Here is a 13,418-nt window from a genome sequence, read left to right on the forward strand (position 1 = left end):
TCCCTCGCTGTATTATTTTCCAAGAAAACTTTTGGAAAAGAAGTCTAATTGGTAATCTAATGTTATTGGATCATTGAAGTAGAATTTTTTTGCATCAGCTTCATATAGTTTATTGTTTTTAACGGCAGGTATGTTTTTAAACGTGTCAGTTTGTTGGAATGAATTGTCCTGATCTTTGTTATTGCTCAAAATCACATAATCACCGGCATAGTCTTTAAGAACTTCTAATGATAAGGCAAAGTAACCATCTTTCAGCGCCACTTCTTTTACCTTTTCAGGCATACCCAATTTCATTTCTTGATAAAGGATTTCCGTTCCACGGCCCCAATTATCACCGTATACATAGAACTGTTTGTCAAACTTTTCGAAAACGGAAACGGTAGCATCTTCTCCAATTTTGGCTTTAATTTCATCACCGGTTGTTTTTGCCCGTTTTTTGAAATCATCCACCCATGCTTGAGCTTCTTTTTCTTTATTCAAAAGTTTACCGATTTCTACATGTTGTGTTAAATAGTCAACTTTTCCGTATGTATAAGTTACGGTTGGAGCAATTTCCTTTAATTTATCGACATTTTTAATCGTCGATAAACCAATGATTAAATCCGGATTCAACTCGATGATTTTTTCCAGGTTTTCGTCCGTCACTTCTTCCACATCTTTTAACTCTTTAAAATTCGGGTTCATTTTAGACCAGGAATCAACCCCTACAAGGTTAACATCCAAAGCCATTACGTTACCTGCGAAAGATGATAGCACTAAAACACGCTGAGGATCTGCCGGAACTTCAACAGGACCATTTTCAGATTGATAGGTGATGGTACCTGATTTTTCTTTTTTGGAAGCGGAGCTTTTTTCCTTTTCGGCTGACTCGTTACCACAAGCACTAATAATTAACACTAACAGCAGTATAAACGGGATCAATATTTTTTTCATTTGTTGTCAAATCTCCTTTTAGTAAGTTGTATGTGCTGCACATTGGTTTGTTCGTTCGTTGATCTCGTCCGATTACCGCATCAATATGGAATACTTCCTTAAGAACTTCATGAGTGATGACTTCTTCACAATCTCCTGCTTTGACTATTTCCCCGTCCTTTAAGGCAATGATATAGTCGGCAAAGCGAGCAGCTTGGTTTAAATCATGAAGAACCATGACAATTGTACGTCCCTGTTCTACATTCAGCCTCTGTAATAATTCCAGAACCTCCAGCTGATGGGCCATATCCAAATAGGTGGTCGGCTCATCAAGGAAGATGATTTCCGTTTCCTGGGCAAGGGCCATCGCAATCCAAACACGCTGGCGCTGACCTCCTGACAGAGCATCCACGGGACGGAACTTGAAGTCTTTCGTGCCGGTCACTTCAAGTGCCCAATCAATCACATCATAGTCTTTCTGGGTCAGGCGCCCAAAACCTTTTTGATAGGGAAAGCGCCCATATGATACGAGCTCCCCAACCGTCAAACCGCTTGCACTCTCGGGTGTCTGCGGAAGTATGGCCATTTTTCTTGCAAGGATCTTAGTGCTTTCTTTTGAGATATTAACCCCATCTAAAACAACCGTACCTGATTGATTTGGAATGATTCTGGTGATCGCTTTCAAAAGTGTCGATTTCCCACATCCATTTGAACCGATGATCGTTGTGATTTTTTTATCTGGAATTTCCACACTGAGATCTTTTACAATTAAACGTTCACCATAACCAATATTCAAATTCTCTGTATATAGGCGAACCATTTTTTAACCTCCATTTACTGAAAAAATAGGTAAGTAAAAACTCAAATGAAAATGATTATCATTATCCACTACTTAATTACTATAATTCTATCTAAATATATTGTCAATGGTAATTTCATGGGCATATAAGAAGAAATTCTGACAGCATTTTTGGGGCCGGTCCGTATTACCGACTGACAAATGAACACAGTAAAGACCCCGGGGACACTTCCGGGATCTTTAGGTTTGGCTCATACTCAGGACTTTGGCAAGAATATTCCTAATAGGCCGTATTCATTAATCAATGTTTCTTAAATCCTTGCTTCTCAACATAATCTTTCATGTACAGCCTGCTTTTCTTTCCAAGCATTCCTGCCATTTGCCCGGTCCAGGTGTCTTTTCGTTTACCGTTAGTCCGAAGCTCATAATAACTGGAAATCGTTTCATTATACTCTTCAAGTTGTCCGATGAACTCTTGCTTATCCTCCTGATATCCATTTTCATGATAGATATTGGACAACGGCAAACGCGGCTTTTTATCCGAACGGTTTTTCGGATATCCGACCGCTAGAGCGAATAATGGTATAACACGATGCGGTATATTCAAAATCGCTGACACTTCCGGGAGATTATTGCGGATCCCGCCTATATAGCAAATGCCTAGATCCATCGATTCTGCCGCCAATGCTGCATTTTGGGCCGCTAGAGCCGCGTCAATACAGGCAACCATGAATTTCTCGGTACTTTCAATCGATTCGGACAGGTCCGTGTTTTCCATTTTGGAAACCATATCCTGACGATATAAATCGGCGCAAAAGACGAATAGATGTCCATTCTTCTCTACATATGACTGTGGTCCGGCAAGTTCGGCAAGCTTGGCTTTCTTTTCCGGGTCGGTTACCCCTATGATTGAATACGCTTGAATATAACTTGAAGTCGATGCAGCTTGGGCACATTCCACAATCGTATTGATTTGCTCCCCAGACAATAACTTGTCCTCAAAAGAACGAATGGAACGGTGATCTAAGATCTTCTCAATAATGTTATTCAATGCTCCCACCCCTAAAGAATATGTAAAGTATCCATCATCGGGGCTGAAATGCCCCCGATGACAGTATTGATGAAACTCAACCTTTTGTTTTCAAATCCAATTCACGGTAATTTTGCTGTCTAAGTGCTTCATAAACCAAGATGGCTGCCGTGTTCGACAGATTAAGGGAACGTACTTTATCCGTCATTGGAATCCGCAGGCACCGATCCATATTCTCTTGGATCAGATCTTTCGGGAGACCCGTCGTTTCACGGCCAAAAATGAAAAATATCTCACTGTCTTGATCACTGTAATCGAAGCTCGAATGCGGCTGCTCCCCGAATTTCGTCAAGTAATAAAATTCACCGCCGGCGTTTCTTTCAAAAAACTCTTCTAACGAATCATAATAATGGATCTTTACATTCTCCCAGTAATCGAGCCCGGCCCGTTTGAGCTGTTTGTCATCCGTCGAGAAACCGAGCGGGCGAATGAGATGTAAAGACGTATCCGTCCCTGCACATGTTCTTGCGATATTTCCTGTATTTGCTGGAATCTGTGGTTGATATAAAACTACATGTATTGACACTTCATTTTCACCTCTAGTTTGAACTTCACCTTAATTATAGCATTAAACAAAAAAGACTAAAAACCAATCACCCTCCATCCAAAATCACAAAGAATTTATAAACGATGTTCGGTGTATATCTGGTTGAATCCTCATACGTCCAATATCGGTGACGGCTGTTCATCGTATGTGCATTCACAAGCGGCATCCCGTCCTGATCCTTCGCCGTTACAATCAAGTTATGGTCAAACCGTCCGTTCCCTTCGAAATCTATGCAGAGGATGTCGCCCAAATTCAATTCCTTGGCCGACTCCACCTGCTTTGTCCTGATGGCATTCCCGGCTTTAAGCAGATGATATAAAGAATGGGCTGTCGTCCATGTATAACTCCAGCTTTTCCCCCTTATCCACCAGCCCTTATTTTTATTTGGCGCCCCCCACATCGGTATTCCCCCTGCATGTAAACATTGTGAAATGTAATTCGTACAATCATCGGTGAATTTATAATAAGCCGGATTAAATTCATTCCACCAACGCTCGGCATATTGAACGGCCTTCATTCGATCATACTTATATGCGAGACGATCTGCGCCTGGATCACATTTTGGCGGTGCCTCTTCAGTTTCAAAGCTGGGAATCAACTCAATTTCATCCACTATATACCCATTTCGAAACCGTGCCTCCCTTTCTTCCATTTCTTCTTCTATATAAAATGAATCTTCCTGTTTCAATAAATATTGCAGATGGACATGATAGGTCAGGACTGTATCCCTGTCTTCCTTTCTTTTCGAATGTACCTTGCCTGCCGCATTCACCCGAACAATTTCGGCAGCGCGGTTCCTCATCATTTCCTTCTTCAAATGTAACTTCCTTTCACCCCGTTCCAGATCATCTGAAGTATAAAACTCCACTCTTTCTTGTAAAAGGCGTTGCAATTGTTCCCTCAAGTTCATGCCCTCCTTCTTACCATCTATGCTAATGTGTATGTACGAGGGCATGGACAAAAACACAACTTCATAAATGCGGGAGTTTCAATCCTTACCCATAATGAAACTTTTTATATAGATTTTCCTTGAAGCTGCCGGAATATCTTAAGCAAAAAAGCCGCCCCGTTATATTTACGAGGCGGCTGCATTTTAAATATTATTTTGTTTCCAAGGTAAACTGCAGTCCTTTCTCAATTTCCGCCAATACCTCTTCATCCTTTTCCTTCATTCGAGCTTCTTCCAATGCGGAAACAGCCTGCTCCCGGCCAATTTTCCCAACTGCCCAGGCAGCCGTCCCCCTGATGACGGGCCGCGGATCATTCTTCATGACCTGTATCAATAGAGGCAATGCCGTTTCATCTTTGAAATGGGCCAATGCTAAAATGGCATTTCGTTGGATTGGTTTTTTACCGCGCCAAGAGCCAGATACATGGCCGTATGTCTCTTTGAAGTCCCGATTTGAAATCGTAAGCAGGGGTTTTAACAGCGGTTTCGCCAGCTCGGGGTCGGGTTCCATCTCTTCATGAAAATGAAAATCCATTCCTTTGTTTTTCGGACAAACGGTCTGGCATGTATCACATCCATACAAACGATTGCCTATTTTCGTCCTGAACTCATCCGGAAGGAAACCTTTTGTCTGTGTCAAGAACGCAATGCAACGCTTGGAATTTAGCTGCCCGCCCTGAACGAGCGCTCCAGTCGGGCAAACATCGACACATTTATTGCATGTCCCGCATTGATCTTCCATCGGTTGATCCGGTTCAAATGGCAGGTTGGTTATCATGTCTCCCAAGTATACATAAGAACCGAATTCCGGTGTGATGATCATACTGTTTTTTGCACTCCAGCCAATACCTGCACGCTCAGCCACTGCCCTATCGGATAACTCACCCGTATCAACCATGGACTTCATCATTGCCCCTGGCACTTTATCTTTAATGAAATTCTCAAGTAACTGCAATTTATTACGGAGAACGGTATGATAATCCGTTCCCCAAGACGCCCGGCAAAAGATCCCGCGGCGTTCACTTTTTGTACTTTGCGGAGCATCCTTCAATTTCGAAGGATAAGCAAGTGCAATCGAAATGATGGATTGCGGTTTATCGAATATCAATTCAGGCCTCACCCTTTTTTCTATATCGGCTTCTTCAAACCCTGACTGGTAATCCAGTTCCTGTTGACGTATCAGCCGACCTTTCAGTTCGGTGAAAGCCGTAGCCGAAGTAAAGCCAATTTTATCGATGCCGATTTCCTTACTATATAAAATCACTTCTTGCTTGAATGAGTTCATATCCATATTAATCACCTACGTTCATTCAGTATTCCCATTGAAGCTTGAATCCATTTCAAACCATTGCTATCTATGATAAACTAATTGCAATCATTTTTGGAGGTGAAACGGTTGGAAATTACCGTATCAGCTAATCTTAGCAGTAAAATCCCTGAATTCAAAGTCGGGGTCATTACATATGAAAACATCGAAGTAGGTCCCTCCCCGCAAATGGTGAAAGGAAGACTTCAACTATTTCAGGAAGCTCTTTTCTTCGACCTTGAAGAAAAGGAATTGACCGACTTTTCCGGCATTAAAGTGTGGCGGGAAATTTTCAAGGCTACAGGAACGAACCCGTCACGGTATCGTCCCTCCGTGGAAGCCCTTTACCGCCGCGTAAAAAAACAGAATTACTTGACACCCATCCATTCCGCCATCGATTTGAATAACTTCTTCTCACTGTTATATGAAGTTCCGATCGGCATTTATGATGCTGAAAAATTAACAGGAGACATCTCGATTAAGATTGGCGAGGGTTCAGATGGGTATGACGGTTTGAACGGCCGCTTGAATTCCATGGAAAATATGATTACCTCAGCCGATCATGCTGGCGCATTCGGAAGTCCTTACGTTGATTCAGAACGCACGAAAGTCACCGAAGAAACGAAAAAAGCTATCCAAATCATTTATTTACAACCCAATACTCCAATCACGGAAGCAGATCAGCTGACGAAATCCCTGATGGACATGTTCCTTGAAATCCATGGTGGTGAAGGGACTTACTCGATTGTAGAAGGATAATTAAAAATTGAACGAAATTAAACCCTTTCCACAATCGGAAGGGGTTTTTTATGATTTTTCCAATTAATAAAACCAGTCCGCTAGTATCCTTTTATTCAACCGAATCGATCCCTACCAAAAAGGCAATAAAGATCACTGGAATTTAAGAGCATAAAGGATCACAAAGTCTTAAACTTGATTTGGGATGAATCTAGCCTACGGACTATTCTTAATTTACATTCCAGTCGATTCCAGAAATCCTCTCCCTTTCCGCCGACTGTCTGCCAAGCCTCCTCGGCGCAAGCGCCTCTGGGGTCTCGACTAGCCAGTTATTCGGCTGGAGTGTCGCAAATTTCTTCCATCTTTTAAGGATTAATGTAAAAAACCTCAAGGATCACCTCGTCTTAAACTTTGTTAGGGTGTGCCCACCCTACGGTTTTTTCTTAAATTACATTTCAGTCGATTCCAGAAATCCGCTCCCTTTCCGCCGACTGTCCGCCAAGCCTCCTTGACGTAAACGTCTCCGGGGTCTCGGCTAGCCGGTTTACAATGGTTACTTTCTGCCTTTCGATTGATAATCATCGATGCTACATAAGCCTGGCACGCCTTTCTCTTCCCCATTAACAAAAAAAGCACAAACTTAGTCAAACTGATTCTACTAACGTAGTTAATCAAATTGACTAAGTTTGTGGTGCATCGAAATCCCCACACTCCCGGATGAAGGATAATCAAAAATTAAAGTCCATTTTTCGGGTATGACATACTGTATTACCGCTTCGATGAAATGCAAAAAAAATCCCACTGTAAACAGTAGAATTCTTGTAATAATATTTAAACGCAAAGCTTCGTTCTCCAGGTAACGAAACCCTACGTTATGAGTATGTATTGGAGCGGGTGAAGGGAATCGAACCCTCATCATCAGCTTGGAAGGCTGAGGTTTTACCACTAAACTACACCCGCATATTCTTGTAGAAGTTTGTCGAATTACCAATCAACAAAATTAATTATATAGTCTAATATAAAAAAATGCAATAGTTCTTTTAAAAAAAAAATAATAATTAGCGTATTGTAAAATTAATATATTCATTCACTCTAGTAAAAATGTTAAAAAGTCCCCTGATTGAAGAGAACTTTTTCATCCTATATGGTGATTTAAGACCAAATGACTTCCATTAACCGCGGATAAACCTGCTGTGCCGTTTCAAGCAGCATGATTAACTTCCTGAACGCCAGATCAGGTACGATATCCCCCTCAATGGAGTATGAATAACGAATGGAAATGGTCCCATTTTCTTCATACAGTTTGGAATACCTGAAATTAGCATTATATTCATTCAATAGTGTATGTACATCCTGTTTCTTTTCAGGATTCTTCAACTCGGCGACATTAAAGCAAAATAAGTCCGCCACATTTTCATCTTGATTGAAAGCAAATACTAAAAGGACCTTCCACCCGTCCTTTAACTTTTGCTCGGCTCTAAAAAAGGTGGTGCCATCTTCATTCAACTCATTCATATAGATTTTCTCACTAGTTAAAAAATCACGAAATTTAGCAACGTTTGACATGGTTCATCACCTTTCTGTTTATAAGTACATTTTATAATGAAAACCAGCATTTTTACAGACTTTTCTAACATTCTGCCAATTTCCTCCTATTAACAGGGGCGACATTAAAAGGAAGGGAGTCAAATATGAGCTCCCTTCCTGGATTGATTAGCCAGTTGCTTCTCCGCAAAACTGAAGCGCTCCTTGCAGGTCCAAAATTTCCTGGCGGATTTTTGAGCATCCTTCAAAGGGTATATATGTCCAAGCACAAAGCAATATCCTTCATATGGATCAAAAGATACCACTAAGGGTAAGAAGGATCATATTTTAACTTGAAAGGAAAACGGCCTTTTCCCGATTGAATACGAAAAAAGGCCGCTTTTGTTATAAGCTGCTTAAAAATCACAACGAAGGGCCTTCCTCAGCTTTATTTCCATAAAACTTATAGTTGAGCGAATTCGGGTTCCGCAACTTTTACAAGCTGTTTTCCGAGGTTCGTTCCTTTAAACAAACCTAAAAATGCATCCGGTGTGTTTTCGAACCCTTCAATAATCGTTTCTTCATACTTCAGCTTTCCTTCTTGAAGCCACTTACCTAATTCCGTAGCACCCTCCTGGAATCTAGCGGCATAATTTCCAACTGTGAAACCTTTCATTAGTGCACTGGTTTTGATCATTGCCGATTGCAGACGCGGTCCTAGATCTTTTCCTTCCGCGTTATATGAGGAAATCGCCCCGCATAATGGAATTCGGGCATTCGCATTCAAAAGTGTAAAAACAGCATCGGACACCTCGCCGCCCACATTATCGAAATAAACATCGACTCCATCAGGAACAGCATTGGCTAAATCTGTTGCAAAACTATCACTTTTATAATTTACGGCTCCATCAAATCCTAGCTCTTTCGTTAAATACTCAAGTTTTTCATCTGAACCAGCGATGCCAACAACCTTCGCACCTTTAATCTTAGCAATTTGTCCGACTACTGAACCGACTGCTCCAGCCGCTCCTGAAACGACTACCGTTTCACCTTCTTGAGGTTTACCAATATCAAGCAAACCAAAGTAAGCAGTTAAACCGGTCATTCCAAGAATCCCTAAATGAGTTGTGACCGGAGCCACCTTGGGATCAATCACACGGATTTCCTTTTCAGTGACAACTGTGTATTCTGCCCAGTCGATATTCCCAACAACGACATCCCCTTGTTTGAAGGAATTCGATTTGGACTCAACAACTTCGGCAACAACGCCGCCCGTGATGACCTTATTCAATTCAAATGGAGCAATATATGATTTGGTATCTTGCATTCTGCCACGCATGTATGGATCGACAGATAAATATAGTGTACGTACTAAAATCTCATTATCCTTCGGTGTGGGAACTTCACTTTCAACAAAGTTAAAATCCCCTTTCGAAGGCATACCTTTCGGACGGTTTGCCAGGGTGATTATTTGTTGTTTGGTTTGTGTCATCATTGTTCCTCCTTGGTTTGAATACGTAATTTCGAAAAGAAGCGTATCACTGATGAAGTTCATAGGTCAAAGAATATGATTGGCTATCGCTTCCATAACACTATTTATGTAGCCTTTCCTGAAAACCTCAAACTTGCTACAGCCTATTATGTCCAATGTTTTTCATTTCGATAAACGGTTCGCTCACCAGAAAAATTAAACGGCCTTTCCCCGATTGAATACCGGGAAAAGGCCGCAGCTTGAAATAATCTATTTTTATTGTCTGCTTGGCAGGGTTACTGCCCCTTCTTCTCATTAACCAGTTTAATGAACTAATTCGTGGATAGTCTACATCAATTTTGAAATGAACATCGTTGCCATTCCAAAGTAAATAAGTAACGAGAGTATATCATTCAGTGTTGTAATTAGCGGACCAGAAGCAACTGCGGGATCGATGTTGAATTTATATAATATCAAAGGAATAATGGTCCCAGCTAAAGTCCCGATAATCAGGGTCATCACCAACGAACTTCCAACCACTAATCCCAGAACGGGATTTCCCTGCCAAACATAAGCTATGATGGAAATTAATATTCCGCAGGTGATGCCTATTATCAAGCCAACTTTCAGTTCCCGTATAATGAGCCTGGTCACGACTCCTTTATCCGTATCACTAGTGATTAGACCCCTTACAACAACGGCTAAAGATTGAGTACCTGTATTTCCAGTCATCCCTGCGATCATCGGCATAAAGAAGGCAAGTGCAACAACTTTGGACAAGGTTTCTTCAAAACCGCTTATAATGGTTCCAGACACTAATCCGATAAATAAAAGCAAAATAAGCCAGGGCAGCCGACGATACGCGGCCACGTGCGCCTTCGTGTCAAAGTCTATAGCTTTACCGGATGCCGATAATTTTTCAATATCTTCATTCGCTTCCTTAATGACAACATCAATAATATCATCGACGGTTACAATTCCTAGTAACTCATTATTTTTTTCAACTACTGGAATTGCTAAAAAATCATATCGCTCAATAACACGAGCTACCTCTTCTTGGTCTTCATATGCGGATACGGAGATAACCCGGCTGTACATAATATCTTGAATTTTTTCAGATTCATCATTTATTATTAAATCCCGATATGAGACAACACCTACTAATTTTTTATCATTATCTATTACATAAAGATAGTTGATCGTTTCCGAAAACTCCGCAAAGATTTTCAGTTTTTCAACTGATTCACGCACCGAATAATGTTGGGGGATCCATACAAAACGGTTTGTCATGATTCGCCCTGCCGTTTCAGGGGGGTAATTCATGATATTTTGAACGATTTTTGATTCTTCTTGTTTCATGCCAGAAAGAAGTTCTTCGATTTTTCCAGGGGATAGGTCCTCTAACAATGAAGCTAGATCATCATTATCCATTAAATCCATTACATGGCCGGATTTCTCTATTCCCAATTTACTAAGAATTTTTAATTGATGGACTTTCTCAACTTCTTGAATCAGTTCAGCGATTTGTTCTGAATCGAGTAACAACAAGAAGCGTGTATGGTGTTTTTCTGGGAGCCCTTCAAAAATTCGCGCAATGTCATATGGTTGGAGTTCTTCCAATATCGCTTGAAATTCTTTCTTTTTTCCTTCTTTTAATACCTTTATGATTTGTAAAGTCATTTGATCTTCCGTCAGGACTTTTATCATCTTGTCTCTCACTCCTTTTTAGGGGAGCCAAAAAATATTTCCCTTAAATATTAAGAATAAAAAAAATATTATTATTCCCCTTCCAAAATCTTGCTTCCATTCACGAGTATGTCGTCGTGAATAGTTATCCAAATCCCACACCTCCAGGAAAAAAATAAAAACACCTCCATTACAAATGAAGGTGTTAAATACGGTATATATGCGTACATTGTCTGGATGACAAATACAAACAGCCTTATATGACTGAATGACAAATACAAGCATAAATCCAGTTCCTCCATTCGTAGAGCTTTAGCACTGTGTGGCATAGGACAAAGCCAGCTACATTAAAAACCACCTTATGTCGATGGTTTCTGTTGACCCATTGGCGTCTTTCGACATTTTTGGGCAGTAGCGTATCTCCTACACAGGAGCCTCACCTAACGAGGATATTTAATTTACACATTCACTCTAAAAGAGTTTCTTTTAGATGTCAATATTTGATTCAAATCATTCTAATTTTGACCTGGTTTTCCGATCTCTAATGAAAACAACACCGACTTTTGCGCCCGGATTAAGATGGTGATTGAATGTCCCTACCTCTTCAAAAAAATTAAAAGTGTAGAGAAACAAACGCGACACAAGGGGAAATATTGGAATTTTATATTAAAAACTCCTTATAATGAAGACGGATATCCAATGACTGAGTCTAATTATTTTAAGAAAGGAACTGGCTCAAATGAAAAGACTTTTGTCGATTATATGTATTATCGTAAGTGCTGCTTTATTAATGGCAGGTTGCAGAACCAAGGACGAGGTACAGGTGGAAGAGAAATCGAAGGAAGTGAGCTCATTGAATGCTATTGAAGGCAGATGGGAAGGAGATATTAAGATCCCAAATCAACCGCTTCCAATCATTGTTCATTTTACAAAGAAAGATGGAACGATAAGTATTCCTGTACAAGGGTTGAACGAATTCCCCTTAACAAGTGTAAGGTTAAGTGGATCAGACTTGTTTTTTGATATGAAAATCCAAAATCAGCAAATTACGTTTGATGGGAAAGTAAATCAGGATAAGATTTCAGGAACATTTGTTCAAAAAGGGCAAGCCTTCCCCTTTGAATTGCTCAAGAAATCCGTTCAGGCAGTTGAAGAAAAAGAATCAGGTGAAATCGTGCAGGCCGACTTAAAGAACGGAACCATTAAAGGCCTTTTAGAAACACCAAAACATGCAGGGCCTTTTCCTGTGATGATTATAATTGCGGGTTCCGGGCCGACCGATAAAGATGGTAACACCATTGCAACTCCCGGAAAAAATAATAGTTTGAAAATGTTAGCCGAAAGTCTTGCAGAAAAAGGGATTGCAAGCATCAGGTATGATAAGCGCGGAATTGGTGAAAATATGCAATTGGCAGGAAAAGAAGAGGACCTGAGATTTGAACAGTATATTGATGATGCAGCTGCCTGGGTCCAATTTACCAAAAAGGATGGCCGTTTTTCCAAAGTCGGCATCATCGGCCATAGCGAAGGCTCTTTAATTGGAATGGCAGCCGCAAAGAAAACAGAAACAGACATATTCATTTCATTGGCGGGTGCAGGGGAACCTATTGACCAAGTTCTCATGAAACAGCTTGAAGAGCAGCTTACACCGTCGTTATTAACGGAATCCAAAGATATACTGGCAAAGCTAAAACAAGGAAAACAAGTCGAGACTGTCAGTGCTCATCTGCAAAGTGTATTCCGCCCCTCTGTTCAACCTTACATGATTTCTTGGATTCAATATAACCCGCTAGAAACAGTAAAGGAACTGAATATCCCTGTTCTAATCGTAAACGGCAATAGAGACATTCAAGTGCCGGCAACTAATGCAAAAGCGTTACATGAGGAAAAAAGCGATTCAGAATTACTTATAATCGAAAAGATGAATCATGTATTGAAAGAAGCCCCTGCAGATCGAGCAGGGAATTTAGCAACCTATACAAATCCTGAACTGGCATTATCCTCTGGATTGGTGAGTGGAATCATTGAATTTTTAAACAAAAATGACATCACCAGTAAAAATAAAAATACCAATTGAGAATTGTGTCTCCCCCGGGTTTGCAAAGATCACTCAAATGATTCTCGTGCCTTCAATACTAGGGTGAATAATCTTTTTAGGTTATATCATCTTAGCCCTGGTTATCCCATAAGTGTTTGTATTACTAAAAGAAATGAAGATCATTAAGAACTTGAATTGAATAGTTTATTGGATGAGTTAAAAGCATTTTAAATAAATTCTATAGGGTTCTATCTAAAAATTAAAACATAGTTGATTGGAACGGAAGGTGCGAGACTCCTGCCGAAAAAGCGCGTCCAGGGGAGACCCCGCAGGCGCAAGCCGAGGAGGCTCCCCGACC

The 13,418-nt window shown here is 40.6% G+C and carries 11 protein-coding genes, 1 tRNA gene and 1 riboswitch; of the genes, 2 read left to right on the top strand and 10 right to left on the bottom strand.

Annotation, left to right across the window (positions count from 1 at the left end):
• Positions 1-12 precede the first annotated feature (12 nt).
• The 6 genes from AC1DIV_RS10320 to queG form a co-directional block, all read right to left on the bottom strand.
• Positions 13-933 carry an iron-hydroxamate ABC transporter substrate-binding protein gene (locus AC1DIV_RS10320; protein WP_202315362.1) on the bottom strand — a complete coding sequence of 307 codons (921 nt, stop codon included), beginning with the start codon at positions 931-933 and terminating at the stop codon, positions 13-15.
• Positions 884-1,732: an ABC transporter ATP-binding protein gene (locus tag AC1DIV_RS10325; RefSeq protein ID WP_063596690.1), complete on the bottom strand. Its 849-nt coding sequence runs from the start codon at positions 1,730-1,732 to the stop codon at positions 884-886. The genes AC1DIV_RS10320 and AC1DIV_RS10325 overlap by 50 nt, the downstream gene beginning before the upstream one ends.
• Positions 1,733-2,012: 280 nt before the next feature.
• The gene (gene nfsA / locus AC1DIV_RS10330) at positions 2,013-2,762 is read right to left on the bottom strand and encodes an oxygen-insensitive NADPH nitroreductase (protein ID WP_477576308.1); all 750 of its coding nucleotides are present in this window, start codon (positions 2,760-2,762) and stop codon (positions 2,013-2,015) included.
• Positions 2,763-2,838: 76 nt separating this feature from the next.
• Positions 2,839-3,327, bottom strand: a complete 489-nt coding sequence (gene trmL / locus AC1DIV_RS10335) for a tRNA (uridine(34)/cytosine(34)/5-carboxymethylaminomethyluridine(34)-2'-O)-methyltransferase TrmL (protein WP_048689880.1) — start codon at positions 3,325-3,327, stop codon at positions 2,839-2,841.
• A 67-nt stretch (positions 3,328-3,394) separates the two neighbouring features.
• Complete coding sequence (locus tag AC1DIV_RS10340) at positions 3,395-4,252, bottom strand: amidase domain-containing protein (protein ID WP_063596687.1); 858 nt, start codon at positions 4,250-4,252, stop codon at positions 3,395-3,397.
• Positions 4,253-4,448: 196 nt separating this feature from the next.
• A complete protein-coding gene (queG, locus tag AC1DIV_RS10345) occupies positions 4,449-5,588 on the bottom strand; it encodes a tRNA epoxyqueuosine(34) reductase QueG (protein ID WP_034315181.1) in 1,140 nt (379 codons plus the stop codon).
• A gap of 105 nt (positions 5,589-5,693) precedes the next feature.
• Here queG and AC1DIV_RS10350 point away from each other — a divergent pair, with 105 nt between their 5' ends.
• Positions 5,694-6,362, top strand: a complete 669-nt coding sequence (locus tag AC1DIV_RS10350) for a B3/B4 domain-containing protein (protein ID WP_072272455.1) — start codon at positions 5,694-5,696, stop codon at positions 6,360-6,362.
• An 865-nt stretch (positions 6,363-7,227) separates the two neighbouring features.
• Here AC1DIV_RS10350 and AC1DIV_RS10355 read toward each other — a convergent pair.
• The 4 genes from AC1DIV_RS10355 to mgtE form a co-directional block, all read right to left on the bottom strand.
• A tRNA-Gly gene (locus AC1DIV_RS10355) sits at positions 7,228-7,301 on the bottom strand.
• Between the two features lie 192 nt (positions 7,302-7,493).
• Complete coding sequence (locus AC1DIV_RS10360) at positions 7,494-7,907, bottom strand: YbjN domain-containing protein (RefSeq protein ID WP_063235961.1); 414 nt, start codon at positions 7,905-7,907, stop codon at positions 7,494-7,496.
• 421 nt (positions 7,908-8,328) lie between these two features.
• Positions 8,329-9,357 (bottom strand): NADP-dependent oxidoreductase, encoded by a 1,029-nt coding sequence (locus AC1DIV_RS10365; protein ID WP_048684398.1) that lies wholly within the window; start codon positions 9,355-9,357, stop codon positions 8,329-8,331.
• Between the two features lie 327 nt (positions 9,358-9,684).
• On the bottom strand, positions 9,685-11,043 hold the full coding sequence (gene mgtE, locus AC1DIV_RS10370) for a magnesium transporter (RefSeq protein ID WP_176702821.1): 1,359 nt from the start codon (positions 11,041-11,043) through the stop codon (positions 9,685-9,687).
• Between the two features lie 268 nt (positions 11,044-11,311).
• Positions 11,312-11,477: riboswitch (M-box (ykoK) riboswitch) on the bottom strand.
• Between the two features lie 284 nt (positions 11,478-11,761).
• Here mgtE and AC1DIV_RS10375 point away from each other — a divergent pair.
• Complete coding sequence (locus tag AC1DIV_RS10375; RefSeq protein WP_477576310.1) at positions 11,762-13,099, top strand: alpha/beta hydrolase family protein; 1,338 nt, start codon at positions 11,762-11,764, stop codon at positions 13,097-13,099.
• The last annotated feature ends 319 nt before the right edge of the window (positions 13,100-13,418 follow it).

This window comes from Peribacillus sp. 05N428 (assembly GCF_056397085.1).

What these genes read in the sequence shown, in the direction of transcription:
- AC1DIV_RS10325 (WP_063596690.1), bottom strand. Translation starts at nt 1,732, where the DNA reads ATGGTTCGCCTATATACAGAGAATTTGAATATTGGTTATGGTGAACGT.
- mgtE (WP_176702821.1), bottom strand. Translation starts at nt 11,043, where the DNA reads ATGATAAAAGTCCTGACGGAAGATCAAATGACTTTACAAATCATAAAG.
- queG (WP_034315181.1), bottom strand. Translation starts at nt 5,588, where the DNA reads ATGGATATGAACTCATTCAAGCAAGAAGTGATTTTATATAGTAAGGAA.
- AC1DIV_RS10375 (WP_477576310.1), top strand. Translation starts at nt 11,762, where the DNA reads ATGAAAAGACTTTTGTCGATTATATGTATTATCGTAAGTGCTGCTTTA.
- AC1DIV_RS10320 (WP_202315362.1), bottom strand. Translation starts at nt 933, where the DNA reads ATGAAAAAAATATTGATCCCGTTTATACTGCTGTTAGTGTTAATTATT.
- AC1DIV_RS10360 (WP_063235961.1), bottom strand. Translation starts at nt 7,907, where the DNA reads ATGTCAAACGTTGCTAAATTTCGTGATTTTTTAACTAGTGAGAAAATC.
- AC1DIV_RS10365 (WP_048684398.1), bottom strand. Translation starts at nt 9,357, where the DNA reads ATGACACAAACCAAACAACAAATAATCACCCTGGCAAACCGTCCGAAA.